A 26,160-nucleotide genomic window follows, 5' to 3' on the forward strand; every position below is an offset into this window, starting at 1 on the left:
GTGCCTCCAACCGCGCGACCGGACGGCCCGCCGCGTACCCACCCCCCAAGCCTCTCGCGCGGCGGGCCACCTATTCGAAAGGCACACCATGGCGAAGCAATCCACTTCCCGCCTCAAGCTCAATGCACCACTCGGGCGCATGCCGGTGCTGCAGTTCATTCCCCCGGCCGAGTTGACCGTCGATCCGAGCTATCAGCGCTCGATCGACGCCACCGATAGCCAGGCGCTGATCCGCTCGATCGCGCAGCACTGGAACTGGGACCTCTGCCAGCCCTTGGTCGTCTCTCGCCGCCTCACCGAGGAGGGCGAGCGGCTGTTCGTGATTGATGGCCAGCATCGGCTTGAAGCGTCACGGCTGCGCGGGGATATCGCCCAGCTTCCGTGCGTGGTCGTTGCGTACACGAGCGCTGCCGACGAGGCCGCGAGCTTCGTTCACCTGAACCAGCGCCGCCGCCCGCTCAAGGCGCTGGACCTGTTCAAGGCCGCGCTTGCCAGCGAGGACACCGAGGCGCTGGCCATTGCGTCAGCACTCTCCGACAGCGGCCTCTCACTGGCCCCGCACGGCAACTACGCCTCGTGGGCGCCGGGCATGGTGTCGAACATCGGTGGCATCCAGAGCGCATGGCGCAAGCAGGGCGAGGCTGCGTCGCGTCACGCCATGCGCGCCCTTTCCGAAGCTTTCGAAGGTCAGGTGCTTCGGTACGCCGGTACGATCTACCCAGGCATCGTCGCAGTCTGTCGCGAGGAGGCGAGCGACGGCAAGATCGAAGAGCGCCGATTTGAACGCTTCGTCACCATGCTCGCCCTGCGCAGCCAGGACGACTGGCGCAGCGACGTCATGCTCGAGCAGGCACAAAGCTCTGCCGGGTACGCCGAGAGCGCAGCAGCTGCGATCCGGGGCGCGTGGCGCAGGGCAACTTCGGGGAATGAGCAGCCCGCCTCTGCTGGCGCCCGTGCTGGGACCGGCGCTGCGCTTCCGCCATTTTCGGGACGCCAGTGGTGTGACCAGTGCGACCAGCAGGTGCAGTACGGCCAGGCCTGCCTGTGCCGGGACAAGCACTGCACTATCAGGAGGGCCGCAGCATGACCCCCATCCAGATCATCGCCCGGCACGCCGCCGTCGAACCTCACCCCAGCGACATCCTCACCGAGATCGGCATCGACCAAGCCACGCGCATCACGCTCGCGATGGAGCTTGAGGGCGAACTGGGCATCCACCTGAGCGATGCTGAGCTGTTCATGGCCTCTACGGTCGGGGACCTGGCGCGGGTGGTCGAGGGGAGGGTTGCAGCGTGACCGATCGGGTTTACTACGAAGTCGAGCCCGGCTCGGAGGCTCTCAAGTTCTGCCAGCGGTACGCTGCCGACTTGCAGGCCGCCAAGAACGCCTACGCCGACTTCGCGAAAAAGCACGGCGCCAAAGGCTGGACCGAGGGCTTCACCCGTCTCGCCGGGCTGGTTTTCGACTTTGGCGCGACGATTCCGAGCGGCTTCAAGAAGGAGCGGCGCAGGACCAGCGATGGCCAAGATGTCTACACGCCGAGGCTTCGCGGCAGCGAGCACGGCAAGGCGATTGCGAAGCAGATCGAAGCTCTTCCAGCGCTGCCGAGCCAAAACGCCTTTGCTACGACATTCGGCATCCCGACGAGCTTGACCTACGCTGGCGGCGATTGCGTCAGAGGCTGTTCGGCCTTGACGATTGGTGTCGTCACTTCGGCCCTGATCGGGTGGTCAAAGCCGGGCGCCTACAGGATTGTGCTGCCCGACATTGATGCGCGCATTGCGGAGGCGAAGGAGCGTTACGATACCGTCGAGCCGTCCAGCTGGACGCTGCCCGAGGGCCTGACGCGCTCGTCGAAGGCTCGCTACGACCTGGCGTTCGCGCAGGCGAAGGTCGAGCAGGAGGAGGCCGCATGAACCAACTTCTCACCGAAGCCGAGGCGGCCGAGCTCCTGCGCATCCCGGAGCGGACCCTGCGCCACCTGCGCGCGGTCGGGCGCATCTCCTACGTGCGCGTGTCGGCGCGGAACATCGCCTATCGCGAAGACCACATCGAGGATTTCATCGCTGGCTGCACGACGCGCAATGACGAGGCCCCGGATCCCGTGGCGAAGGGCCGGAAACGCCCGGTCTCGAATTCGAAGAGCCGTGGTGCCAAGATCGTGCCGTTCAGCCAGCGGAGCAGGCAATGACGATCTATCGCCCGAAGAACAGCCCCTATTACCACTTCGACTATCAGTACCGCAGCGTCCGCTATCACGGCTCGACGAACTGCGTCTCGAAGCGAGATGCCGAGCAGTTCGAGCGTGACCACCGGCGCGAGGTCGCGACGGGCCGCAAGGAAAAGCCCTCGGTCACAATCGACGAGGGCGCCGGGATCTACTGGCAGGACAGGGGGCAGTTCGAGAAGAACGCCTCCACGACAGAATACCAGATCGGCAACGTCCTGCGTCTTATCGGCGGCACCACGCTGGTCCAGGACATCGACGACCTCACTGTCGCGCGCATGGTGTCGATTCGCCGGGGCGAGCGTGCCTTCCCGAAGCGTCGGAAGAAGAAGGGCTCACCGCCACCTCGCCTTGTCTCCGCAGCAACGGTCAACCGTGAGGTCGAGCTGCTCAAGCGCATCCTGAACTTCCTCGCCCCCCGCTACCGGGTCGGGGAGGTCGAATGGAAGCGCCACAAGCTGAAGGAGCCGAAGGAGCGTGTCCGCGAAGCCAGCCCCCAGGAGGAGGCTTCGATCTTCGCGGCCCTGCGCGAGAAGGAGCCGGACCTGTGCGATCTCGTCGAGTTCGCGCTGATCTCCGGGGCGCGTCGGACCGCGATCACCACGCTCCTGTGGTCCAAGGTCGACCAGCGGCGCGGCACGGCATCGGTGCACACCAAGGGCGACGAATGGCACACCTTCCCGCTCACGCAGCGCATGCGCGAGATCATCGCGAATCGCCCCAAGGCTGGCCCGTTCGTCTTCACCTACGTCTGCGAGCGCCCATCACCGGCTCGTGGCGACCGCCCGCGCCGGCTCAAGGGCGAGCGATATCCGTTCAGCAAGGAGGGCTGGTACCGGAAGTGGTACCGCGCGCTGGCAGAGGCTGGCGTGACCGATTTCCGATTCCACGACCTGCGCCATACCGCCGCGACGCGAATCGCTCGAACCAACGGCATCCAGGTTGCCCAGCGTCTGCTCGGGCACACGCGCATCGAAACGACCACGCGCTATGCCCACACGAGCGACGACGACCTGCTGGCGGCGATGGAGAATGTAGAGCAGTCCCGGAATAGTCCCGAACAGGGTGACAATGGGATGCCCGAAAACCGCAGAAATACGCACCTTAGGAGGGTGAAATGATAACTGCTCCCAAAGCAGGCGCGCTACCGGACTGCGCCACTCCCCGACCGGGGGTCGATGATGGGTGTCTGTCCACGCGAGGCGGGCAGGGTGGTGGGCCCGGCAGGATTCGAACCCGCGACCTAGCCGTTATGAGCGGCCAGCTCTAACCGCTGAGCTACAGGCCCCAACCGGGACATCGGACGTCATCGACGGCGTCCGATGACTGCGCGTTAGCTTGGCGAGCGCCGCGAGGCAAGCGCCGAGAAGCAATGGCGATGATACGGCTGTGGGTGAGTGCCCATGGCCGGCAGGATGGCCGGAGCCGGGGCCTTCAGTCGAGGCTCACGCCAGAGACGATCTGCGCTGCGCTGACCGGTCGGATGCCGCGCCTGGCGAGGTGGGTGAACAAGGTGCGCCACCAGCCGTAGAGTGCGTCGAGGTCGTCCTCGCTACGTACATAGGGCGTATGGCCGGGCACCAGCGAGGGCGAGTGGAACGAGAACACGAGGACGGGCAGGCCATCGTCGATGGCAATGTCGACGCCGCGCAGCGCCTCCTCGGCGGTGATGCCCTCGGGTGTAAGCGGGATGCGTTCGAGCAGGCCGGCGCGTGCCAGAACGCCGCGCAGCCGGGGCGTGCGCCATAGCTGCGGGTAGATCACGTTGCCCAGCTGGCGCAGCGGTCCCCAGTAAAGCGTGGTCAAGGGCACCTCGAGCAACTGGCGGCGCGCGTCGGCCCAGTAGGGATGCAGCGGGTGTTCACGGTAATTGGGACCGCCCTCGGCGCTGTAGTCGAAGCGGGCGCGCACCGAGGTGTCGATGGCAATGCCCAGCTCCTCGAGGATGCTCGCGGTGCGCGCGCCAAGGCCGTAGCGCCCGGCCCGGTAGGTCAGCGGGGCGGTGCCGAAAGCCTCGCAAATCCGAGCGTGAAGGCGCGAGAGCTTGCTGCGTTCGAGCTCGTAAGGAAGGTTGCCTGCAAAGCTGTTGTGCGCGTTCACCTCTTCGTCGAAGGGCGGGTTGACCCAGGGGTGCAACTGAACTCCCACTTCGGCCTTGCCGGCACGCACGGCCTTGCCGATCGCCTCCACGGTGAGGGGTGAAGCGGCGACCGGATAGTCGAGCAGGTAGCTGGGGACGACATCGAAACCCTCGCAGAATTCCTGGAACTTGCGCAGGGCTGGAACCGTGAGCACCGTGTGGCCTTCGCGCCGGAGCGGGGCGCCCCAGTCGAATTCCTCCTCGGTATCGACGGTCACGATGAAGCGCTGGCCGAAGTCTTCGCGGAAGCTGGCCTGCGCGCCAGCAGGTGGAGCAATCCGGAGGTTGGGGCCAGGCAAGCTTGATGTTCCTTCTTGGGCCGGAGCGGGTTATCGAAGCGCGCTGCTCAGAGCGGTGCTGCGGCTGCTTCCGGCTTGTCTGGCGCGGATGCGGCGGCCGGCAGGGAGAGGACGAGGCAATCGCCGTTGCGGCGCAGTGCACCGCCGCCCGCGCTCGCTTCTGCCGCAGCGAGGCGCAGGGTGAAGCCGACGCCGAAGATGCCTGCGGTCAACGCCTGCGAGCGCATGCCTTCGCCGATCGCGAAGAGCGCATCGCCCTCGCGTTCGGCAAGCGCTGCGGGCAGGGCGATTTCGAGTATGGCCATGCCTTCCAGCACGGCAAAGCGCATCCCCAGCCGTTCGCCGGTTACGGCTGCTCCGGCAAGCGCGGCGACGAGGCGCCAGACCAGGCGTTCGACATCGGCCTGGTTGATCGAGACCGGCAGGTGGATGCTGGCAAGATCGGCTTCGGGCGCGAAGCCGGAATTGCGAGGCTCGGTCCAGTTGCTGAGGCGCTCCATCGTCTGGTGCGTGACCGCGGCCAGGTCGGCTTCGCCTGCTTCGGGGACGAGCGCGCCGGTCTCGAGGCGGACCAGTCGGTCGAGTTCTTCGAAGCCGGCAAGAATATGTGCGCAGTCGCCGGCGACGAGTGCAGCGAGCGCGCGGTACTCGTGCGGAGCGGGGCCGTAGAGCTGCTGCTGGATGATCTCGGCGGACACCTGGATCGCATTGGCGGGCGTGCGCAGCTCGTGAAGGACCTGGCGCAGGGTGTCGCTTTCAGGATGCGCGCCATGCGGGACCTCGCCAGCGGGCGCGGCGGCAAGGCGGCGCAGGCGCCCGCAGTAGCCGGTGAACTGTCCGGTATGCGAATCGAAGCAGGCTGCCGCATCGGCCTGCCATTCGCCACTGATCGCTGCGGCCCCGTCGAGCGTTAGGATCGAGCCGCGTACGGGCAGGCGCGCGCGAATCGAGTTGGCGACGTCGAGGTGTTCGCGTGCGGCGATCTCGTGAGCCATCAGACTCGATCCGATGACGGCCGGTGCAAAGGGGCCGTCGGCCCAGTCGATGCGCCCTTCGGGGTCGGTGGTAAAGTCGATCGTAGCCGGTCCGCTCGAACCCGAAGGCAGCGCGTCACCCAGCGGCAGACGCGGCGAATCGCCGCTGCCAGCGGTATCCTCGCGGACTTCGCGGGCACGACGAAATTCCTCGATGCGTCGCACGATCGCACCGATGCCCTCGTGGCCGCCCTTGGTCAGGCCCTGACCGGAGTTGCCCGGCATTGCGGAGCCGGACGGCGAGAGGCCGTGACGCGCGCTGGCCGACCCGGCCTTCATCCGCGCCCATTCGCGCAGCGAGGTCGGTGCCGCACCAGGGCGGGCAGGAGGCGTATCCGCAGTGGGCGTGCGCTGCTCGTCCGCATCTCGCGATCCCGCATCGCCGCCGGGTCCGTGCGCAGGGGGGGCTGGCGGCTGATTTCCGCCGGTGCCGCGCCGGAGCGCATGCTCTTGCGCGCCAGCGTCATCGCCGCATTGGCAGTGGCGGCCAGGAAGGTCGAGATCGGCGGGAGCTTCGGGACCGAGCAACTGGGTGAGGACCATGTCCTCGATCTCTGCCTCGGACATTTGTACGGGGGCGGGCGTGCGCCGGGTAGCCGCAGTATCGGGCAAGGGGGGCGTCGCGCGCGCATCGGACTTCGAAACCACCGGCGAAGGGGGGGCGGGCGCGGTATCTTCGGCATGACGGGCTGCGAGCAGTCGCTCTGCGCTCGCGCTCAGCGCCTGTCTGAGTGCGGTCGGTATGACTGGCGCAGCTGCCTCGTCGGCGGATTTCTCCGCGCCTTGCGTCATGGCGCCTTCTGTGAGGCTCGTCGCCTGCGCGGGAGCGGCTGATTCGCCGAGGGTTGCAGCTTCTTCGCATGGCGCGTCTGCCGGCGGGAGAGCCCTGTCCGCGGTGCCGAGTTTCTCGAGAAGAGCGGTAACGCGCGCAGACAGGTCGCGGCGGTGGCGCAGGATACCGCGGGCACGCACGGGCAGGCGCGGGACCAGCGCCAGCCAATCCCTGTCGTTGAGCCTGGCCGAAGCTATGGCAGCGCAGGCGACTTCGGCATCGTCCTCGGCGAAGATCGTGAGCAGGCGCGGATTCGAAAGCGGCTGCAGCTGCTGGCGCAGAAGCCGCGCGCGATCGTCGCTGTCGATTCGCGACTGCAGCGCACGCACGCGTGCAAATCCCTGTTCGATCAGCTGTGAGTGCGTGCCATCGGGCATTCGTCCCAGAATGTCGACGAGCTGCCGGAACTGGATACGCGCCAGCGCATCGCCCGTGGCGGGCTGATCCAGTACCGTGGCAAGGCGATCGTCGAAATGCATTCTCTATCCAGCTGGGCTGCGCACGCGCACAGGCGCGGCGACAGCCTTGTCGTCGTCTTGAACGAATCCCGTAGCACGCCTTACGGCAAATTGCGGGTCGGTTTTTCCTAGCAGCACAAGTGTTTCCGGAAAGTATGCAAGCGAAGACGTTGCAAAGCGGGACGATTACGCTATGGGATAATAAAATTTCAGGTTAAGGTGCTTTTGCATGCGTAATCGTTTCGGCGGCATGCGTGCAGGGGGGCTTTGTCTCCGAAATGCCCCGGATCGGGCTGCGGAGCTGCATTGTGGGAAAAGCGTAAATGATCAATCTCGATGAAATCGACCGGCGCCTCCTGGCGGAGCTGCAGGCTGAAGGCCGGATCACCAACGTGGAACTGGCCCAGCGCGTGGGGCTCACCGCACCGCCGTGCCTGCGCCGTGTACGCAGCCTCGAGGAGGCCGGGATCATCCAGGGCTATCATGCCGACCTCGATCCCTCGAAACTGGGCTTCACCATCACCGTCTTCGCGCTGGTCAGCCTCAAGAGCCAGGCCGAGGAATCGCTGCGCGCCTTCGAGGACCACATGAAGGGCCTGCCCGAAGTGCGCGAGTGTCACATGCTCAACGGCGAGATCGACTTCATCCTCAAGATCGTCAGCCGCGACCTGCAGAGCTTCCAGGAATTCCTGACCAGCAAGCTGACGCCCGCCCCCAACGTCGACAGCGTCAAGACCTCGCTGACGATTCGCACCGCCAAGAGCATCCCGGGCGTTCCGCTCGAGGTCTGAGCACGCCGCCATGACGATGACGCGCAAGACGCGCCGCGCCGTACTGCTCGGCGTGGCGCTGCTCCTCGTGGCCGGAAATGTCTGGTGGTTTTCGCGCGAGGAGCCGTCTGCACAGCAGGCGTTCGAGCTCGCGTCGACCGGGGCCGACAGGTCTGTCCCTTCCGGGGAAGTGCGCAGCCTGCCGCGCTTCGATGCAGGATTGCGTGAATGGCGTGTCGGGGCGCGCGCGGTAAACGACCTTCGCGACCGGCTCGAAACGCTAGGCGTCGATGCGGGCGGTTCGCCGGTTTCAGGAGAATTCCTGACGGTGGCACTGCCTGCCACGGCCACTTCCGAGGACATGCGCCGGATGCTGCTCTCCCTGGTGAAGCAGGACATCTGCGAGGTCGCGGTCGTGCAGGAGAGTGATCCCGAAGTTAAGGGTGGTGGCTATCGAGCCGCCATCCACAACATCCTCGCCGTGCGGGCCGACGATGGTTCGCGCTTGGCCTGCATCACGCGCGACTGACTAGAGCTTGGCCGCAGCTTCGAGCGCGAGCATGTAGCTTTGCGCACCGAAGCCGGCGATGGTGCCCTTCGCGGCCTGTCCCACCCAGCTGACATGGCGAAAGGCCTCGCGCGTGTGCGGGTTCGAAAGGTGCACCTCGATCACCGGCGCGGTGATCGAGCGGATCGCGTCGAGCAGCGCCACCGAGGTATGGGTATAGGCCCCGGCATTGAGCAGTACCGCGTGCGCGTCCTTGTCCTCCGCCTCGTGCAGCCAGTCGACCAGCTGCCCCTCGTGGTTCGACTGGAGCATGACGGTCTCGATGCCAAGCTCGCGGCCGCGCGTGGCTAGCATTTCACCGATGTCATCCAGCGTCTGTGAGCCGTAGATCTCGGGTTCGCGCTTGCCCAGCCGGTTGAGGTTGGGCCCGTTGAGGACGTAGACAAGCTTGCTGGACATGAAGGTCTGGTTCCCGGTTGCGGCGCGGTCCGGGCTAGGGCCCTGACGTATCCTGCTGTTTCGTCCTTAGCTCGCACACAGGAGGCTGGCAAACTGCTTGCAGAGCTTGGGGCTCTGCAATTTCAGCACGATGACCGAGGCCGGTCAGGCGGAGAAAGCGGGCTCATGCCGATCGTCAGCCCGGGCTACCGGCTGCAGTTCGATCCCGACTTCCGCCTCATCGACGGGCGCAGGCGCTGCTTCGGGGCCGATAGGTGCGATGGTGTCGCCGCCGCCTGCGGAGCCGGCGGCGGCCTGTCCGGCGCCGCTGTCCGAATAGAATTCGGCGAGGGCAGCATCGCGGGCATGCGCCCGGATCGCGGCAGCCTCGCGCTCGGCCGCCTTGCGCGCGGCAGCTTCCTCGGCGGCGGTCTGCCTGGCTTCGGCCAGCTCTCGGGCGAGTTCTTCCTCGCGGCTCGAGCTGCAAGAGACGAGCGCCATCGTGGCAAGGAACAAGATTGCGCTATAGGCGATCTGGCGGGTCATTGAGGGCTTCCCCGTGTGTCTCTTCGAGCGACTTCGCCGGCAAGTCTAGAGAGAAAGCCTTAGCGCTTCGTTATCCCGCGCGATTTACCGGTCGCTGCCGCGTGCCTTGCCCCACTGGCGCATCGCCGAATAGCCGAGATAACCGGTTCCGAACAGCGCGTAGAGTGGTTCGGGAATTCCCGCGAGATAGGCGCTCATCCCGCGTGCGATGGCCTGTGCGGTTGCCGGGCTCATCGCCGCGATTACGCCCATCGGCAGTGCCCATAGGATCATGGTGTACATGACGTAAAGGAAGCTCGGGCGCGCGCGGCTGGTCCACGGATCGCGCGATTGTGCCTCGGCAATGATCGCGGAGAGGCGCGCCTGAAGCGTCTCGAGTTCCTGCGAGCCTTCAAGGCGCAGCAGTTCGAGCTTGGCTTTCGCACGTGCCTCGGGATCGGGGATCACCTTGTCGAGAATGCGCGAGAGCGGGGCGACGAGGCTTTCGATAAGGGCCATGGCAGAGCCTTTCCGGTGGGGAGGGAGACTCCGGACCAGATAACGTCATGCCGCGATGTAGGAAAATGGTTTTGCAAACCACGAAGCGCGCGCTTTGGCAGGAGCGTGGCTCGCTGCCGGCGTCTGGCGCCAAGGATGTGGTTTGAAGAAAGTTGGTCGGGACGAGAGGATTCGAACCTCCGACCCCCACACCCCCAGTGTGATGCGCTACCAGGCTGCGCTACGTCCCGACCGGAGACGCGGCCTATAGGCAGGTCGTTCGCAGAGTGCAAGCACGGATGTCGAAGCATTTATCCACAAGCGGCCTGCAACCCTCGCGCGCGAGCGGATGGTCGATGTGGAGCCGAATTGGGCTTCTGGTTGGATGGCTGGGCGGGGCTTGGAAGGCGGGCCGGGCAGACCTATCTCCTGCGCCGGGTGGGCGCGGGTGCGTCTTGCAGGGCAGGCGACGCGCGCCGTGGGCGCAGCTTCGTTGCCAGTAAGGCCGTTTGTTGCTAACCGCCCGCATCCGGTAAAGTCCGCGAGGGACATTCCCCGGCGAAGCGTGCCGCTCCCACGGCGGGAGCCGCGCCGCGCACGCGGGATGACGACAAGAAGGCAATTTACGTTCCATGCAAAGCTCGATTCTCAACCAGCTGGCCGCTGCGACGGCGGATGCTCCGCCGGCCTGGATCCAGTACCTGCCCTTCGTGGCGATGGCGCTGATCTTCTGGTTCCTGATCCTGCGTCCGCAGATGAAGCAGCAGAAGGAGCACCGCTCCAAGCTCGAATCGATCAAGAAGAACGACGAGGTCCTCACCGGCGGCGGTTTCGTGGGCAAGGTCGTCAAGGTCGACGAGAACTACGTCGACGTCGAAATCGCCAAGGGCATTGTCGTCAAGGCGGTCAAGTCCACGATTTCGGACGTCATTCCTCCCGCGGGCCACAAGCCGGCCAACGACTGATCACATGGGCCTGGCCTCTCGCGCCGCGTGCCGACTTCGGCAGTGGGGCAGGGGCTGGGCCGTGTAGTTTCCTGGGGCCTCGCGCATTGCGCCGGGCCCTATCGGAGTAAAGCACAAGGCAATGCTTGATTTTCCCACCTGGAAGAAGGCCTGGTTCTGGGCCGTCGCGCTGGTTACTGCGGCGCTGGCGCTGCCTTCGCTGTTTTCGCTCGCGAACCTGCCCTGGCCTTCGGTACTGCCAAACGCGCAGGTCAGCCTCGGTCTCGACCTCGCCGGCGGTAGCCACATCCTGCTCGAGGCCGACCAGAGCCAGGTCGCCAGCCAGCGCATCGAGAACATGGAAGAGACCGTGCGCGCCCGCTTCCGGCAGGCCAGCCCGGCAATCGCCATCGGCGACATCTCGCGTTCGGGCGGGCAGCTCTCGTTCATGCTCAAGGACCCTTCGCAGGTCGATGCCGCACGCGAGGAAATCCTGCCGCTGACCACCGGCGCAGGCCTCACCGGCCAGCGTGACTGGGACATCCGCGTCGAGGACGGCAGTCGCTTCGTGCTGACGCCGACGCAGGAAGGCCTCGAGGTCGCGGTCTCGAATGCGATGGATTCTGCAATCGAGGTCGTGCGCAAGCGCATCGATGCGCTCGGCACGCGCGAGCCGACCATCATCCGCCAGGGCGAGGACCGCATCGTCGTCCAGGTTCCTGGGCTCGACGATCCCGCAGCGCTCAAGGCGCTCATTGGCCAGACCGCGAAGCTCGAGTTCAAGCTCGTCGACGAGACGGCTGCGCCCAACGACGTTCAGCAGGGCATCGCGCCTCCGGGCGACGAGATCGTGCCTTATGCCGATCCGGCTTCGGCTCCGGGCGGCGTCCCCGCGATCGCGGTCAAGCGACTGGGCGGCATCAAGGGTGACGACCTCACCGATGCCAAGCAGTCGTTCGAGCAGCAGACCAATCGCCCGGTCGTCTCGATCACCTTCAACCAGCAGGGCGGCGCCAAGTTTGCCCAGCTGACCAGCGAGAACGTCAACAAGCGCTTTGCCATCATTCTCGATGGCAAGGTGCTCTCGGCCCCCAGCATCAACGAGCCGATTCTGGGCGGCAGCGCCCAGATCTCGGGCAGCTTCACCGTGCAGTCGGCGACCCAGCTCGCGATTGCGCTGCGCTCGGGCGCGCTTCCGGTAGACCTGACTGTCGTCGAGGAGCGTACCGTCGGTCCCGACCTCGGCGCCGACTCGATCCGCAAGGGCCTCATCGCGATGGGCATCGGCTCGTTGCTGGTGATCGCGCTGATGGTCGGTAGCTATGGCCGTTTCGGTCTCTATGCGACCGCGGCGCTGGTCATCAACGTGCTCATGATCTTGGGCATCATGGCGCAGGTCGGCACCACGCTGACCTTGCCGGGTATCGCCGGCTTCGTGCTCACCATCGGTGCGGCGGTCGATGCCAACGTGCTGATCTACGAGCGTATCCGCGAGGAGCGAAAGCGCGGTCGGCGGGTCATCACCGCGGTCGAGAACGGCTACAAGGAGGCGAGCCGCGCCATCTATGACGCGAACATCACCAACTTCATTGCTGGTGCGCTGCTGTTCGCCTTCGGTTCGGGCCCGGTCCGCGGTTTCGCGGTCGTCCTGATCATCGGCCTGTTCACCAGCGTCTTCACCGGCGTCGCGATGACCCGCATGTGGGTGGCCGGCTGGCTGCGCCGCGCACGTCCCAGCGACCTGAACATCTGAAGGCTGATCCCATGCGCCTCATCAAACTCGTACCCGACAACACCAACATCAAGTTCCTGCGCTGGCGGGTCCCGTTCTACATCGTCAGCGTCCTGCTGATCGTTGCGAGCTGGGGCCTGGTGGTGACCAAGGGGCTCAACTATGGTGTCGACTTCGCCGGTGGCCAGGAAATCCAGGCTACCTTCGAGAAGCACCCCGAGGCCCCCATCGCGGACTTGCGCGAGGTGGTCGGCAAGCTTGGCTACGGCGACCCGGTGATCCAGCGCTTCGGCGCGGCCAACGAGGTCTCGATCCGCACCAAGCTGCCCGAATCGGCAGAAGGCAACCCCGGCGCAGCCGAGGCCATCTCGAAGAAGATCGTCGGTGCCATCCGCACCACCTATCCCGACGTGCGCATCGACGGTGTGAGCACGGTCTCGGGCAAGGTCTCGGGTGAATTCCGCGAAATGGCGATCTGGGCGCTAGGCGCGGCGATGCTCGCGATCTCGCTCTATATCTGGGTTCGCTTCGAGTGGCAGTTCGGCGTGGGCGCGCTCTTCGCGCTGTTCCACGACGTTTCGCTGACCTTGGGCATGTTCGCGCTGTTCCAGATGGAATTCAGCCTGCAGATCATCGCCGCGATCCTCGCCATCATCGGCTACTCGCTTAACGACACCATTGTCGTCTACGACCGTATCCGCGAGGACCTGAAGAAGTATCGCAAGATGCCGCTGCCCGAGCTGCTCGACATGTCGGTCAACGAGACGCTCGCGCGTACGGTGATGACCTCGGCGACGCTGTTGGTCGCGCTGATCCCGCTGCTGCTGTTCGGCCCGGAGAGCCTCTTCGGCCTCGTCGCGGCGATCACTGTGGGCATCTTCGTTGGTACCTATAGCTCGATCTACATGGCCGCCCCGATCCTGATCTGGCTGGGCGTGAGCGGCGACAGCTTCGTGCCCGGCGAATCGGAGATCGACCGTCAGGAGCGCATGGCGCGCGAGCGCGGCTCCGCGCGTAGCTGACAGGCACAGGGCCCGCGTTCCTGCGGAACCTGGCCAGCCAAAGAGAAAGGGCGCCGGAGATTACCTCCGGCGCCCTTTCTCGTTTGCAGGCTGCTGCTTGTCTCAGCTTCCGGTATGGACCGGCTCGCCGTCGAGCACGGCACGCCAGAAGTGGACGAGGTTCTCCGCGTTGACGCCCCAGCTGAAGCGGCTGACGTGCTCGGCGACTTCGGCCTGGCTGGGCGGATCGGCGAGGATGTCGGTGACCGCAGCCGCGATCGCCTCGGGGGTGCGCTCGACGATGCGCCCCGCGCTCGGGTCCTTCACGATCTCGCGTGCACCGCCGATGTCGGGAATGACGATAGGCGTGCCGCAGGCCAGTCCCTCGATCCACACATTGGCCAGGCCCTCGCTGGCAGAGGGCAGGACCATCACGTCGGCTGCACAAAGGACCTGCGGCAGCATCTCGTGATCGACCTGTCCGAGGAAATGCACCCTGTCGAGGATGCCCAGAACCTTGGCCTCGGCGCGTAGCCGCATCTCGTCCTCCCCCGCACCCGCCAGTGCAAGGCGCGCGTCGGGAAGGTGGATCAGCGCCTCGAGCACCAGCCCCTGTCCCTTGCGCGGGATGAGCGCGCCCGGGGTGACGATGAGTGGGCCCTTGGTCCAGATGCCGAGCGTCGGGATCGCCGAGACGAGCGCGCGCGCAGCGCCGCGTTCGGTCGGGTGGAACCGCTCCCGGTCGAGGCCGGTGTAGTGCACCGCGATCTTGTCGGCGGGCATGCCGAGCGCGAGCATGTCCTCGCGCAGGGCCTTGCTGACGGTGAGCAGGCCCGATGCCTGCTCGGCGGCCTGCTGCATCTGTTCGAGCGCATCCGGTCGGCGCCCCCAGTAATGCACGTCCGCTCCGCGCGACTTGACCGTCATCGGCAGCCCCAGTTCGCGCGCGATGATCGCGGCGACGGGGCCATCGGGAAAGAAGAACTGCGCATCGACCAGATCGAAGGGCTTTTCGGCATGAAGCCGTCGAACCAGCGGCAACACGGCCTTGGCGATGCGCGCAGGGTTCGAATCGCCGCCGATCATCGGGATCGTGGTGAAGCGCGGGTAGTGGGTCCGGATGCCGGCCACGTCGCTGATGTCCTCGACCTTCGCGAGGCTCGCGTAAGGCTCGCGAAGCGAGAGCGGCCAGGGCGGAATGCCGAGCGGGCTGATCATCGTCAGGTCGACATCGCCGCGCGCGGCCACCGCGCGCATCTGGTTGCTGACGAACTTTCCGAAGCCGGGCTTGACCGGATTGGGGAACAGCGTGGCTATCGAGACAATACGCATCGCTTGGATAATGGACCTCGGCGGTTAGAGTTTCCTGACGAGAGATGTGAAATCCCTCGTCCGGCCTGCTGGCGAAGCCATGCGCTGGCCTTGCGGTCTGCATCGCAATGGCCCGTGCCTCAAGGCGAAATACTCCGTTTGCGCAGGCCTTTGCCCCTTGCTGCATTGCCAGCCAGCCGTCAGCAATAGGACAGGAGCGGTCCGACGGGCCGGCAGGAGGAGAGAATCAGATGAAGCGACGCGATTTCATGACGGGGACGGGGACCGCCCTTGCTCTGGGGGCCTCGGGCTTTGTTCCCGGGTTCGCCGCAGCGCAGGATGGCAACGCGGCCGACGAGACTTTCACGAAGATGCTTGATGGCATCTTCTACGAGCAGCTCACGCTGTCGCCTGAATTCGCGACGATGCTGGGTCTCGACAGCGGCGAGCGGGCAGGGCTCAAGTCGCAGTTGTCCGATAGAAGCGCAAAGGGGCGTGAGGAAGGACTGGAGTCCAACCGTGCCGCACTCGCCAAGGTCGAGGCATTCGATCCCGCGCTGCTCAGCCCGGCAGGCAAGCGCAATCGCGAACTGGCACTGTACCAGTTGCGCCAGGGAACCGTCGCGCCCGCGCAGTTCGAGCTCGACAGCGCACAGATGCCTTATCGCGTGACGCAGATGAGCGGCGCCTACTTCAGCGTTCCCGACTTTCTCAATTCGCAGCACACGGTCACGACCAAGGCGGACGCGCAGGCCTATCTGGCGCGCCTCTCCGAATTCGCGGTGGCGCTCGACCAGGATACCCAGGTTCAGCAGGACCTTGCGACGCGGGGCATCGTAGCGCCGGGCTGGTCGCTCGATCTCGCGTTGGCACAGATGGCCAAGCTGCGTGCATCGGCGCCGCTGGAGAGCGGTATGGTCCGCTCGTTGGCAAGCCGGGCGCAGCAGGCAGGGATCGCCGGAGACTGGGCGGCGAAGGCAGCCAGGATCGTCGAGAAGGCGGTCTATCCTGCGCTCGATCGGCAGATGAAGCTGATCGAGGCGCAGCGTGCGACCACGCCTGCAGGCGATGGTGCATGGCGCTTCCCGAAGGGCGACGAGGTCTATGCCGAGGCGCTCAAGGAAGCGACCACGACCGACTACAGCCCCGAGGAAATCCACAAGATCGGGCTCGAGCAGGTTGCCGACCTCGAGGCGCGTCTCGACACGGTACTCGAGAAGGCCGGGCTCACCCAGGGCACGGTCGGGCAGCGTCTCGCCGAACTCAACGCGCGGGCCGACCAGCTCTATCCCAATACCGACGAAGGGCGCGAGGCGCTGATCACCTCGCTCAACGAGGGGCTGCGCGCGATGTACGCGAAGTTGCCGCAGGCCTTCTCGAACGTACCGCAGGACCCGATCGAGATCCGGCGCGTGCCGCCCGAGATCCAGGACGGAGCCTCTAACGGCTACTATTCGCCCGCTGCGCTCGATGGCTCGCGCGACGCGATCTACTGGATCAACCTCAAGGACACGGCCGACTGGCCCAAGTACTCGCTGCCATCGTTGACCTACCACGAAGGCGTGCCCGGGCATCATCTCCAGCAAGGCTACTCGCAGGCTGGCGGCGACCTGCCGCTGATGCTCGCCAACAACTTCATCTCGTCCTACGCCGAGGGCTGGGCGCTCTATGCCGAGCAGCTCTCGGACGAACTGGGTGGCTACAACGGGGTGGAGGCTGCCGGATACCTGCAGAGCTTCCTGTTCCGCGCGGTACGCCTCGTCGTTGATACGGGTATTCACCACTACCAGTGGAGCCGCGAGAAGGCGACCGATTACATGGTCGAGACGGTCGGCTTCGCTCGCCCGCGCTCACAGCGCGAGATCGAGCGCTACTGTGTGCTGATCGGGCAGGCCTGCTCGTACAAGATGGGCCACATCATCTGGACCAAGACCCGCGCCAAGGCGCAGGGCGTGCTGGGCGACAAGTTCAGCCTGCCCTGGTTCCACGAGATCCTGACCGAGGGCGTCATGCCGCTCACCATGCTCGAAAAGCGCGTCGACGAGCGCATCGCGGCGCGCATGAACGGGCGCTAGGGGAGTGGCGCGGTATCTTGCGGCTTTGCCGCAGGTGTCGCGCCGCGCTTCTCAGCCTTCGACCTGTTCGGCGAGATCGAGCCAGCGTTCTTCGGCGGCGTCCTTCTCGGCCTGGGCCTTCTCGATCGCCTTGGTCAGGGCGGCGAACCTGTCGGGGTTCTTGGTGTAGAGGTCGGGGTCGGCGAGCGCCGCCTCGTCGCGCTCGATCGCGGCTTCCAGTTCCTCGATCCGGCCGGGCAGCAGGTCGTAGTCGCGCTGGTCCTTGTAGGAGAGCTTGGTGCTCTTGGGCTTGGGCGGGGCAGGGGGCGCAGCGTCATCGCCCTTGGCCTTCGCCTTGCCGGCCGAGGTGCGCTGGCGCCGCTTGGCTTCCCAGTCGGCATAACCGCCCGCGATCACGTCGATGTGGCCCGAGCCGTCGAGGCCCAGCGTCAGGTTGACGGTGCGGTCGAGGAAGTCGCGGTCGTGGCTGACGATGAGCACGGTGCCATCGTAGTCCGAGATCACTTCCTGCAGCAGGTCGAGCGTCTCGAGATCGAGATCGTTGGTCGGCTCGTCGAGCACAAGCAGGTTGGAGGGACGCGCGAACTCGCGCGCCATGAGCAGGCGCGACTGCTCGCCGCCCGAAAGCGTGCCGATCTTGGCGTCGATCATCGAGGGATCGAACAGGAAGTCCTTGAGATAGCCCTGAACGTGCTTGCGCACCCCGCGAACGTCGACCCAGTCGCTGCCTTCCGCGATCACGTCACGCAGCAGCATGTCGGGCTTCAGGAACGAACGCTGCTGGTCCATCACGATCGAGGTCAGCGTCTGCGCCTGCGTGACGGTGCCTTCGTCGGGCTGGATCTCGCCGGTGAGCAGCTTGAGGAGCGTCGACTTGCCCGAGCCGTTCGAGCCGACGATGCCGATGCGGTCTCCGCGCTGGATGCGCAGGGAAAAGTCCTTGATGACCGTGCGCTCGTTCTCGCCTTCGCCGAAGCGTTTGGTGACGTGCTCGGCAACGATCACCGACTTGGTCTTCGAGCCGTCGCCCGCGACCGCGAGCTTGGCAGTGCCGGTCGGACCCATCATCGAGGCACGTTCGGCACGCATTTCCCACAGCTTGGCAAGGCGGCCCTGGTTGCGCTTGCGCCGCGCGGTCACGCCGCGCTCGAGCCAGTGCGCCTCGATCTTGAGCTTGGCATCGAGCTTCTCGGCGGCGCGGGTCTCTTCCTTCTGGACTTCCTCTTCCCAGGCTTCGAAGCCGCCGAAGCCGACTTCCTTGCGCCTGAGCGAACCGCGATCGAGCCACACCGTCGCCTTGGTCAGGCGGGTGAGGAAGGTACGGTCGTGGCTGATCACGACGAAGGCGCCGTTGTAGCGCTGCAGCCAGCTTTCGAGCCAGTCGATCGCGGCAATGTCGAGGTGGTTGGTCGGCTCGTCGAGCAGCAGCAGGTCGGGCTCCGAGGCCAGCGCGCGGCACAGCGCGGCACGGCGGCGTTCGCCGCCCGACGCGCTCTTCGCCTCACGCGAGAGGTCGATGCCGAGCTGGTCGGCAATCGCCTCGACCTCGTGCTGGGCGGGGCCGTCCTCGCCGTGCACGGCGAAGTCGAGCAGGGTGTCGTAGCCGGTGAAGAAGGGGTCCTGTTCGAGCGTCACGATGCGCGTGCCCGGCTGGATCGAGCGGGTGCCCGCGTCGGCCTCGACCGAGCCGGCGAGCAGGCGCAGCAGCGTCGACTTGCCAGCGCCATTGCGTCCGATCAGCGCCAGCCGGTCGCGCGGCGCGATGTTGATATCGAGGTCCTTGAAGAGCCAGCCGGTGCCCTGGATCAGGCCGAGGCCTTCCCAGCTGAGAATAGGTGCGGTTGCCATGGCGCGCGCAGTACAGGGGCAGGGGTGGTGCTGGCAAGCGGACTTGTCGAGGCGTCCGCATCTGCCGGGGACCGGTATTTTTCGCCGGGCTGCTGGTTGAAAAGGTATTCAGGACTTGTTCAATGCGCGAGGCTTAGGCACCCAGACCGTGATGAGATACTTCCCCATGCCCGCTTTCGTATCCCGTTCGCTTCTCGCCGGGGCGCTTGGCGCCCTCGTGCTCGGGGGCGTGTGCGTATCCATGCCGACGAAGAGCGTGCATGCTGAGGAGCAAGGCGGCGAGCAGGGGCAGGCGCGCAAGGCACGCAAGGCCGGCAACATCCTCTCGATTCGCCAGATCGAACAGATCGTGCTGCCGCGCATGTCGGGCATGCAGTACCTTGGCCCCGAATACGATCCGGCCGCGATGGCCTATCGCCTCAAGTTCATCGACGACGGCAAGGTCTACTTCGTCGACGTCGATGCGCGGACCGGCCGCATCATCGGTCAGTCGCGCTAGGCCTGACCGCGGTAGACGAAGGCGCGAAGCTGCGGCATTTCGAAGCGCCTGCGTATAGCCTGCGGGAACCCGTCACGATCCCGCTCGCTTGACGGTTCAGGGCAATGCCCCCATTTCGGACGGGAACAAAGGGAGGACTTCAATTGCGCATCCTGATCGTCGAGGATGAACCCACGCTCGGCAACCAGCTCAAGTCGACGCTCGAACAGACCGGCTATGCCGTCGATCTCTCGACCGACGGCGAGGACGGGCATTTCCTCGGCTCGACCGAAGACTACGATGCTGTGATCCTCGATCTCGGCCTTCCCGAGATCGACGGGCTGACCGTGCTCGGTATGTGGCGGCGCGAAGGGCGCAATTTCCCCGTTCTGGTGCTGACCGCGCGCGATTCGTGGTCGGACAAGGTCGCCGGCCTCGATGCAGGCGCCGACGATTACCTTGCCAAGCCGTTCCAGACCGAGGAGCTGATCGCCCGCCTGCGCGCCCTGATCCGCCGCGCCTCGGGTAATACTTCGAGCGAACTGACCGCAGGCGATGTCCGCCTCGACACGCGCTCGGGCCGTGTCACGCTGGCGGGCGAGCCGGTCAAGCTGACCGCGCAGGAATACAAGCTGCTGTCCTACCTGATGCACCACAAGGGCAAGGTCGTCAGCCGCACCGAACTCATCGAGCATATCTACGACCAGGATTTCGACCGCGATTCCAACACGATCGAGGTCTTCGTAACGCGTATCCGCAAGAAGCTTGGTGCCGACGTGATCACCACCATCCGTGGTCTGGGCTACAGTCTCGACGATCCTGCCGGTCCGCCGCGGACCTGATCCGGCGCGCGCTAGCGGACACGGCGGGTGATAGGACGCAGGAAGGCGGCCGGTCAGGCGGCGGGCGGCAATACCGGCTCGCTGGCGCGGCGCATGATGCTGATCGCGGCGGGCTGGATATTCGTCCTGCTGCTGCTGGGCGGCGTCGCGCTCGACCGCACGCTGACCGGCCTCGTCACGCGAAGCTTCGACGAGCAGTTGGGCTACATGCTTACCGCGATGATCGGCTCGGCCGAGATCGGCGTCGATGGCGAGGTCTATTTCAATCGCCCGCTTGGCGACCAGCGCTTCCTCGAACCCAATTCCGGTTTGTACTGGCAGATTCGTGCACGCGGGCACGAAGATTTTCCATCGCGTTCGCTGTGGGACCGCAGTCTCGACGTACCCGATGATCATTTCGACGCGCAGCCGCACGTCTACGATTCGAATCAGTTCGCGGGCGAACCGCTGCGCGTGCTCGAACGCTCGATAATCCTGCCGGGCAGCGACACCCAGTGGATGTTCACCGTCGCGGCCAGTCGCGTCGAGCTCGACGAGCAGATCAAGATGTTCCGCTCTATCCTCGTCTACAGCTTCGTAGCGCTGGGTTTCGGGCTCCTGGTCATGGCGGGATTGCAGACCTGGTATGGCCTGTTCCCGCTGCGCCATGTGCGCCGGGCAATCCAGAAATTGCGCACGACCGGTGCTGCGCGCGTCACCGATCCGCTGCCGCAGGAAGTCGAGCCGTTGGTGGCCGAACTCAACGCCCTGCTTTCCCATACCGAGCGGCAGGCCGAGGAAGCGCGCACCCATGCAGGCAATCTCGCCCATGCGCTGAAGACGCCGCTGACAGTGATCATGAACGCGGCAACGGCCAAGTCCGGCGACCTCGATACGACGGTGATCCGCGAGGCGGCCAACATGCGTCGTCACGTCGACCACCACCTTGCGCGCGCGCGCGCGGTCGGACGGCGGGCGGCGGGCATGTCGCGCGCAGAAGTGTGGCCAAGTCTCGAGGCAGTGTTCCGCGCGGTCGAGCGCCTTTATGACGCGACCCGCTTCGATTTCGACGGCAACCGCGATGCCGTGGTCGCGATCGAGAAACAGGATCTCGAGGAACTGCTCGGCAACCTGATCGAGAACGCGGCCAAGTACGGGGGCGGCAGTGTCTTCGTGACGGTCGATGCTGTCCGTCCCGAAGAGCGCGACGCGCGCTTTTGCGAGATTTGGATCGAGGACGACGGCATGGGCATTCCCGAAGACGAGCGCATCCGCATCTTCGATCGCGGCGCGCGGCTCGATACCGGCAAGCCGGGCACGGGTCTCGGTCTCGCCATCGTGCGCGATGTCGTCGAGATTTATGGAGGCACCGTCGAGCTCGACGAGAGCGAGGATCTGGGGGGGCTGCTCGTCAAGCTGCGCCTTCCACGGGCCGCTGCTCTTGTCTGATAGCGAGGCTCGGGTTCGCCTGATCCGTTAGCGTCTGGGCAGGGAAGTTTTGGTGGAGCGTGCCCGCTAGGCGGTTGCGGGCTGCGCGCGAGTGCCTATGTGGACCATTCGCAAGCGATCAAAACCGATACGGAACCCAGTCATGAACGAAGAGATCACCCTCAAGCTGACCACCGATGAAGTCGCGATTATCGTCGATGCCCTCGAGGTCGATCTCGAAGGCTATCTCGAGTCGGCGAAGGAAGCGCGTGGCAACGGCAATCGTGCCGACGTCGAGACTTTCACCGAGGCCGCAACTCGCATCCAGACCTTGATGACCAAGCTGCAGCCGCACGTAGACGATTGAGTCTCGTAGGCTTGGGCAGGGCTGCCCCTTGTAGCGGCCCTGCCTCAGGCGCTCTGCTCCTGTCGCGGCTGTTTGGCCGTGCTGCGCGGAAGTTGCGCGCCGAAGCGCAGGCTGCTCAGCCGGCCTTGGCGCGCTCGTGGTGGCGGATCACCTCGTCGATGATGAAGCGCAGGAACTTCTCGCCGAAGTCGGGATCGAGGTGCGCGTCCTCGGCAAGACGGCGCAGACGCTCGATCTGGATTTTTTCGCGGCCCGGGTCCGAGGCCGGCAGGTTGTGCTCGGCCTTGTAGGCGCCGACCGCCTGCGTGATACGGAAGCGCTCGGCAAGCATGTGGATCAGCGCGGCATCGATGTTGTCGATGCTCGAACGGAAACCGGCCAGGACCTTGCCTGCTTCGGCGGCTGCTTCGGGATTTTGCTGGGTCATCGTCGGGTTGCGCTAGCACGGCTTTTGCGCTGCGGCCAGACCTCCGCCTGCCTCTGCTAGGGCGCGAGTTGCGCCATTAACACTTGCGTCGCGGCCCATTCGTCCCCATTGCGCGGTGCGATGAGTGCAGATGTCATTTCCCTGCGCACGCGCGGGCCGCAACCTTCCCTCGCTCCCATGCTGGCGCTCACCGCCTCCGGCATGAACAGCGTCAACTCGGTCATCCTCGACCGCATGCAGAGCGAGATTCCCCTGATCCCGGCGCTGGCCGGGCACCTCATTGCGGGTGGGGGCAAGCGTATGCGCCCGATGCTGACCGTCGCCGGGGCCGAACTGTGCGGCTACCAGGGCACGCGGCATCACAAGCTCGCTGCTGCGGTGGAATTCATCCATACCGCGACCCTGCTCCACGACGACGTCGTCGATGGCTCGGAGATGCGTCGCGGCAAGGCTGCCGCCAACATCGTCTTCGGCAACCCGGCCACGGTGCTGGTGGGCGACTTCCTGTTCACCCGTTCGTTCGAGCTGATGGTCGAGGATGGCAGCCTCAAGGTGCTCAAGATCCTCTCGCGCGCCAGCTCGGTGATCGCGCAGGGCGAGGTCGACCAGTTGACCGCGCAGCGCAAGATCGAGACGAGCGAGGACCACTATCTCGAGATCATCGGCTCCAAGACTGCCGCACTTTTCGCTGCCGCGACGCGTATCTCGGCGGTCATCGCCGAGAAGAGCGAGGCCGAGGAGCTCGCACTCGATGCCTACGGGCGCAATCTCGGCATCGCCTTCCAGCTCGTCGACGATGCGATCGACTACGATTCCGAGGCCGCCGAATCGGGCAAGGACAAGGGCGACGACTTCCGCGAGGGGAAGATGACCCTCCCGGTCATCCTCGCCTATGCGCGCGGCAATGCCGAAGAGCGCAAGTTCTGGGAGGATGCCATCGCCGGATTTCGCACCGAGGACGAGGATCTCGCTCACGCGGTCGAGTTGATCAATCGCCACGCCTGTGTCGAGGCCACGCGCGAGCGTGCGCGCCTTTATGCGCAGCGTGCGATCGATGCGATCTCGATCTTCCCGGCAGGCGCCGCACGCGACGCGATGTGCGAGGCGGTCGAGTTCGCGGTAGCGCGTCGCTACTGAGGACCGGAGCGCGCTGCGGTGTGCCTGTTGCGCTGAGGTCACGATAGCCGTTTGCAACATGCATGAAACGAGGCTGCAATTGCAGCGCACGGTATCGCAGCCTATCGAAGCTTCGCCATGTTCCTAGGTCCCGCAGCATCCGAACCGAGAGGATATCGTTCCGGTTCGCCGCGCCAGAGAGCTGTCTCCGCGACGCTCTCGGCTGCGGTGGTGCTGCTTGCCCTGCTTTTCGCGCTCTACCAGACCCAGATCGCGCCGCATCTCGACCAGCCTCAGACGGTGACCAGCTTCGACGTCCCGGGCGAGAAGGACGACGACGAGGGCGACGAGGCGCAGGACAAGGAAAAGAGCGAGGAGAAGGAAAAGGCGCCCGAGACCAAGCAGCGCGAGCCATCGCCCGATCCCAAGCCTGTCGAGACCCCGCAGGTCGAGCCACCCAAGGCGCAGAAGCAGGCCTTCACCTTCATGAAGCTGTCGAGCGCGGACATGGCGGCTGCGGATATCGGACGGATGAGCGGACCGGCACCGGCACAGTCGCCGGCTGGTTCGGGCAGTGTCTATGGTCCGGGCGAGGGGCCGGGCGGAGCGGTGCTCTACAACGCGGACTGGTATCGCCCGCCTACCGACGCCGAGCTGGCCGGTTATCTGCCTGCACGACGGCCCGATACCGGCTGGGGCATGATCGCGTGCCAGACGATCGAGCAGTACCGGGTCGAGAATTGCCAGATCCTGGGCGAATCGCCGCGAGGGTCGGGCTTTGGACGCGCGGTGCTCGAGGCCGCCTGGCAGTTCCGCGTGCAGCCTCCGCGCATCAACGGCAAGCCGCAGCTGGGCACCTGGGTGCGCATCCGCATCGATTACGGAACGCGTCGCAGCGGCTGACAAGAGTAGCTGTCAGGTCGGGCGATGTTCAAGCCGTACCGTACTGCAGCTGCTCGACTTCCTCGAGCCGGTCGATCACTTCGTCGAGCGTGGCTGGCCGCGCGATGAAGTAGCCCTGGGCCAGTGGGAAGCCGGCGAGCCGGGCGCTGATCAGCTGGTTCTCGGTCTCGATGCCCTCGATCACGCATTCCAGGCTGAGTGAACGCGCGAGATTGCGGATTGCGGTGACCAGACGCCGACCTGCGGCCTCGTCAAGGCGAGAGGCGAAGCTGCGATCGATCTTGACCATGTCGAGCGGAAGCTGGTGGAGTGAGGACAGGCTGGAATAACCGGTTCCGAAATCGTCGAGCGCGATTTTCACCCCCGTGCCGCGCAAGGTCGCCAGCGCTTCGCGCGCATTGTCGAGATCGGCGATCAGCGAGGTCTCGGTGATTTCGAAAAGCAGGCGCGCCGGGTTGCAACCCGAGGCGGTGATGCGATCGAGCAGCCCGCTTATCGTTGGCGGGTGGCACAGGTCCTGCCCGGAGAGGTTGAACGAGAGGCGCAGGCGCGCAGGCAACTGGGCGAGCGCGTCGAGGACCTTGTCGAACAGCGCCAGGGTAACTTCGTGGCCCAGACCAAGGCGCTCGGCGGTCGCGATGAGCTGTTCTGGCGGGACCGCGCCGAGGCCCGGTGCGTTCCAGCGCGCGAGGCTCTCATAGCCGATCAGGTCGAGGTCGCAGGTCGATACGATCGGCTGGAACGCGAGCGAGATCTCGCTTGCGATGTCGGCTGCCTGCAAGGCCGAATCGAAGGCCTGCTCCGAGCGGATCAGCGCCTCCAGTTCGGCGGAGAAGCGTACGCACTGGCCGCGCCGCTGGTTCTTGGCGTGATAGAGCGCGAAGTCGGCGCGGTCGAAGAGGACATTGGCCGAGGTCGCGGTATGCGGAAACGAGGCGATACCCGAGGAACAGCCGACCGAGACGATCACGTCGCCGAGCCGTGCAGGGCGGCAGATCTCGGCGGTGATGGCGCGGGTCAGGTTCTCGGCATTGGCCATGTCGCCTTGCACGATCACGCCGAACTCGTCGCCGCCCAGGCGCGCGACGACCGCTTCGGGCGGACTGGCCTCTAGCATGCGCTGGCCCAGCAGTTCGAGCAGACGATCGCCCATGGCATGGCCGTAGGTGTCGTTGACGGGCTTGAAGCGGTCTAGGTCGATCAGGCCGACGCAGAATTCCTCACCGGGGCGGGCACGCGCCATGAGGTCTTCGAGCATCGAGAAGAAGAATCGGCGGTTGGGCAGGCCCGTGAGTGCATCGGTTTGCGCCAGGTGGGCATTTTCGGCGCCCAGCGCCTGGGCCTGTCGGCGCTCGGTGAACAGTGCGCGCTGCGACATTTCCAGTTCGACAAAGGCAGCGAACGAATCGTGCAAGGTCTTCAGGATCACGCCTGCGACCAGCGCCAGATTGATGGCGATGGCGATAAACACCTCGCTGCCGGTCATCAGGCTGTAGGCGAGGAAGATGCTGACCACGCTCCCGCAAATCAGCACGGCGGCTTGCGGCAGGAAGCTGAGGCAGTAGACGCAGCCGAGCAGCGTAACCGCCACGAAGATCGCGATATGCCCATGTTCGTAGGGGCCACCGTACTGGTCGAGCACCAGCGCCCAGGACACGAAGGCGAGGGCGAAGACCAGCGATAGAACAGTCGTGCGGCGCAGCTTGCGGCTGACGATGGCGGGGTCCTTGTCCTCTGCACTGACCGGACGCAGCCAGACGAGCATCCGCACGGTGCAACCGGCGATGAGGATTGCCGGGATGATCAGGGCAAGCAACGTCGGCGCGAGATGGCGATGGGTGAAGGCGAGAATCGCCGCGTTCACCGTCAACAGCCCGTAGAGCGGCGGTATCTGGGCGCGTAGGCGCAAATATTGTGCGACCGCCAAAGGGTGGCGACCGGCCGGACCAGTGTTCACTTTTGATCTGTCCACTTGTGGCA

26 protein-coding genes and 2 tRNA genes are annotated in these 26,160 nt (G+C 65.6%); 17 read left to right on the forward strand and 11 right to left on the reverse strand.

The window, feature by feature from the left end; genetic code table 11:
• Positions 1-88 precede the first annotated feature (88 nt).
• The 5 genes from I5E68_RS07250 to I5E68_RS07270 are packed head-to-tail and all read left to right on the forward strand — an operon-like array spanning position 89 to position 3,348.
• Positions 89-1,087 carry a ParB/RepB/Spo0J family partition protein gene (locus I5E68_RS07250; RefSeq protein ID WP_197162476.1) on the forward strand — a complete coding sequence of 333 codons (999 nt, stop codon included), beginning with the start codon at positions 89-91 and terminating at the stop codon, positions 1,085-1,087.
• Complete coding sequence (locus tag I5E68_RS07255) at positions 1,084-1,296, forward strand: acyl carrier protein (protein WP_197162478.1); 213 nt, start codon at positions 1,084-1,086, stop codon at positions 1,294-1,296. The genes I5E68_RS07250 and I5E68_RS07255 overlap by 4 nt, the downstream gene beginning before the upstream one ends.
• Entirely contained in the window at positions 1,293-1,916 is a 624-nt protein-coding gene (locus I5E68_RS07260) for a hypothetical protein (RefSeq protein ID WP_197162480.1), read from the forward strand. Before I5E68_RS07255 ends, I5E68_RS07260 begins: the two co-directional genes overlap by 4 nt.
• Entirely contained in the window at positions 1,913-2,191 is a 279-nt protein-coding gene (locus I5E68_RS07265; RefSeq protein WP_197162483.1) for a helix-turn-helix domain-containing protein, read from the forward strand. The genes I5E68_RS07260 and I5E68_RS07265 overlap by 4 nt, the downstream gene beginning before the upstream one ends.
• Complete coding sequence (locus tag I5E68_RS07270; RefSeq protein WP_197162485.1) at positions 2,188-3,348, forward strand: tyrosine-type recombinase/integrase; 1,161 nt, start codon at positions 2,188-2,190, stop codon at positions 3,346-3,348. The genes I5E68_RS07265 and I5E68_RS07270 overlap by 4 nt, the downstream gene beginning before the upstream one ends.
• A gap of 91 nt (positions 3,349-3,439) precedes the next feature.
• Here I5E68_RS07270 and I5E68_RS07275 read toward each other — a convergent pair.
• The 3 genes from I5E68_RS07275 to I5E68_RS07285 all read right to left on the reverse strand — a co-directional run bounded on the left by I5E68_RS07275 (position 3,440) and on the right by I5E68_RS07285 (position 7,011).
• Positions 3,440-3,515: transfer RNA gene (locus tag I5E68_RS07275), tRNA-Ile, on the reverse strand.
• Positions 3,516-3,661: 146 nt separating this feature from the next.
• On the reverse strand, positions 3,662-4,666 hold the full coding sequence (locus I5E68_RS07280) for a polysaccharide deacetylase family protein (RefSeq protein WP_197162487.1): 1,005 nt from the start codon (positions 4,664-4,666) through the stop codon (positions 3,662-3,664).
• A 47-nt stretch (positions 4,667-4,713) separates the two neighbouring features.
• A complete protein-coding gene (locus I5E68_RS07285) occupies positions 4,714-7,011 on the reverse strand; it encodes a sensor histidine kinase (RefSeq protein ID WP_197162489.1) in 2,298 nt (765 codons plus the stop codon).
• A 302-nt stretch (positions 7,012-7,313) separates the two neighbouring features.
• Between I5E68_RS07285 and I5E68_RS07290 the strand changes: the two genes are divergently transcribed.
• On the forward strand, positions 7,314-7,781 hold the full coding sequence (locus I5E68_RS07290) for an Lrp/AsnC family transcriptional regulator (RefSeq protein ID WP_197162491.1): 468 nt from the start codon (positions 7,314-7,316) through the stop codon (positions 7,779-7,781).
• Between the two features lie 10 nt (positions 7,782-7,791).
• Complete coding sequence (locus tag I5E68_RS07295) at positions 7,792-8,289, forward strand: hypothetical protein (RefSeq protein WP_197162493.1); 498 nt, start codon at positions 7,792-7,794, stop codon at positions 8,287-8,289.
• Here the strand turns inward: I5E68_RS07295 and aroQ are convergent, their stop codons facing one another.
• The 4 genes from aroQ to I5E68_RS07315 all read right to left on the reverse strand — a co-directional run bounded on the left by aroQ (position 8,290) and on the right by I5E68_RS07315 (position 9,980).
• Positions 8,290-8,727, reverse strand: a complete 438-nt coding sequence (gene aroQ, locus I5E68_RS07300) for a type II 3-dehydroquinate dehydratase (RefSeq protein WP_197162496.1) — start codon at positions 8,725-8,727, stop codon at positions 8,290-8,292.
• A 144-nt stretch (positions 8,728-8,871) separates the two neighbouring features.
• Positions 8,872-9,252, reverse strand: a complete 381-nt coding sequence (locus I5E68_RS07305) for a hypothetical protein (RefSeq protein ID WP_197162498.1) — start codon at positions 9,250-9,252, stop codon at positions 8,872-8,874.
• An 84-nt stretch (positions 9,253-9,336) separates the two neighbouring features.
• Positions 9,337-9,750, reverse strand: coding sequence for a holin family protein (locus tag I5E68_RS07310; protein WP_197162500.1), 414 nt, complete (start codon positions 9,748-9,750; stop codon positions 9,337-9,339).
• A 153-nt stretch (positions 9,751-9,903) separates the two neighbouring features.
• A tRNA-Pro gene (locus tag I5E68_RS07315) sits at positions 9,904-9,980 on the reverse strand.
• A gap of 381 nt (positions 9,981-10,361) precedes the next feature.
• Here I5E68_RS07315 and yajC point away from each other — a divergent pair.
• From yajC to secF, 3 genes are all read left to right on the forward strand, one after another.
• Positions 10,362-10,694, forward strand: coding sequence for a preprotein translocase subunit YajC (gene yajC, locus I5E68_RS07320; RefSeq protein ID WP_197162502.1), 333 nt, complete (start codon positions 10,362-10,364; stop codon positions 10,692-10,694).
• A 121-nt stretch (positions 10,695-10,815) separates the two neighbouring features.
• Entirely contained in the window at positions 10,816-12,426 is a 1,611-nt protein-coding gene (gene secD / locus I5E68_RS07325; RefSeq protein ID WP_197162504.1) for a protein translocase subunit SecD, read from the forward strand.
• Positions 12,427-12,437: 11 nt separating this feature from the next.
• Positions 12,438-13,427, forward strand: a complete 990-nt coding sequence (gene secF / locus I5E68_RS07330; protein WP_197162507.1) for a protein translocase subunit SecF — start codon at positions 12,438-12,440, stop codon at positions 13,425-13,427.
• A gap of 102 nt (positions 13,428-13,529) precedes the next feature.
• Here the strand turns inward: secF and I5E68_RS07335 are convergent, their stop codons facing one another.
• Complete coding sequence (locus I5E68_RS07335) at positions 13,530-14,738, reverse strand: glycosyltransferase (protein WP_197162509.1); 1,209 nt, start codon at positions 14,736-14,738, stop codon at positions 13,530-13,532.
• 230 nt (positions 14,739-14,968) lie between these two features.
• Here I5E68_RS07335 and I5E68_RS07340 point away from each other — a divergent pair, with 230 nt between their 5' ends.
• On the forward strand, positions 14,969-16,792 hold the full coding sequence (locus I5E68_RS07340) for a DUF885 domain-containing protein (RefSeq protein ID WP_197162511.1): 1,824 nt from the start codon (positions 14,969-14,971) through the stop codon (positions 16,790-16,792).
• Between the two features lie 51 nt (positions 16,793-16,843).
• Here I5E68_RS07340 and I5E68_RS07345 read toward each other — a convergent pair whose 3' ends face one another.
• Positions 16,844-18,640 carry an ABC-F family ATP-binding cassette domain-containing protein gene (locus I5E68_RS07345; protein WP_197162513.1) on the reverse strand — a complete coding sequence of 599 codons (1,797 nt, stop codon included), beginning with the start codon at positions 18,638-18,640 and terminating at the stop codon, positions 16,844-16,846.
• 166 nt (positions 18,641-18,806) lie between these two features.
• Here I5E68_RS07345 and I5E68_RS07350 point away from each other — a divergent pair, with 166 nt between their 5' ends.
• The 4 genes from I5E68_RS07350 (at position 18,807) to I5E68_RS07365 (ending at position 21,734) form a co-directional block, all read left to right on the forward strand.
• Entirely contained in the window at positions 18,807-19,139 is a 333-nt protein-coding gene (locus I5E68_RS07350; RefSeq protein WP_197162515.1) for a PepSY domain-containing protein, read from the forward strand.
• Between the two features lie 143 nt (positions 19,140-19,282).
• The gene (locus I5E68_RS07355) at positions 19,283-19,960 is read left to right on the forward strand and encodes a response regulator transcription factor (protein WP_197162517.1); all 678 of its coding nucleotides are present in this window, start codon (positions 19,283-19,285) and stop codon (positions 19,958-19,960) included.
• Between the two features lie 93 nt (positions 19,961-20,053).
• On the forward strand, positions 20,054-21,388 hold the full coding sequence (locus tag I5E68_RS07360; protein WP_197164651.1) for a sensor histidine kinase: 1,335 nt from the start codon (positions 20,054-20,056) through the stop codon (positions 21,386-21,388).
• 142 nt (positions 21,389-21,530) lie between these two features.
• Positions 21,531-21,734 carry a hypothetical protein gene (locus I5E68_RS07365; RefSeq protein WP_197162520.1) on the forward strand — a complete coding sequence of 68 codons (204 nt, stop codon included), beginning with the start codon at positions 21,531-21,533 and terminating at the stop codon, positions 21,732-21,734.
• 115 nt (positions 21,735-21,849) lie between these two features.
• On the opposite strand, the gene I5E68_RS07370 is transcribed toward I5E68_RS07365, so the two are convergent.
• The gene (locus tag I5E68_RS07370) at positions 21,850-22,161 is read right to left on the reverse strand and encodes a chorismate mutase (RefSeq protein ID WP_197162522.1); all 312 of its coding nucleotides are present in this window, start codon (positions 22,159-22,161) and stop codon (positions 21,850-21,852) included.
• A 120-nt stretch (positions 22,162-22,281) separates the two neighbouring features.
• Here I5E68_RS07370 and I5E68_RS07375 point away from each other — a divergent pair, with 120 nt between their 5' ends.
• Positions 22,282-23,298 carry a polyprenyl synthetase family protein gene (locus I5E68_RS07375; protein WP_197162524.1) on the forward strand — a complete coding sequence of 339 codons (1,017 nt, stop codon included), beginning with the start codon at positions 22,282-22,284 and terminating at the stop codon, positions 23,296-23,298.
• 117 nt (positions 23,299-23,415) lie between these two features.
• Entirely contained in the window at positions 23,416-24,180 is a 765-nt protein-coding gene (locus tag I5E68_RS07380; RefSeq protein WP_197162526.1) for an energy transducer TonB family protein, read from the forward strand.
• A 28-nt stretch (positions 24,181-24,208) separates the two neighbouring features.
• Here I5E68_RS07380 and I5E68_RS07385 read toward each other — a convergent pair whose 3' ends face one another.
• Entirely contained in the window at positions 24,209-26,044 is a 1,836-nt protein-coding gene (locus tag I5E68_RS07385) for a putative bifunctional diguanylate cyclase/phosphodiesterase (RefSeq protein WP_323982115.1), read from the reverse strand.
• Between the last annotated feature and the right edge of the window lie 116 nt (positions 26,045-26,160).

Source organism: Novosphingobium aureum (assembly GCF_015865035.1).
Taxonomy (GTDB): Bacteria; Pseudomonadota; Alphaproteobacteria; order Sphingomonadales; family Sphingomonadaceae; genus Novosphingobium; species Novosphingobium aureum.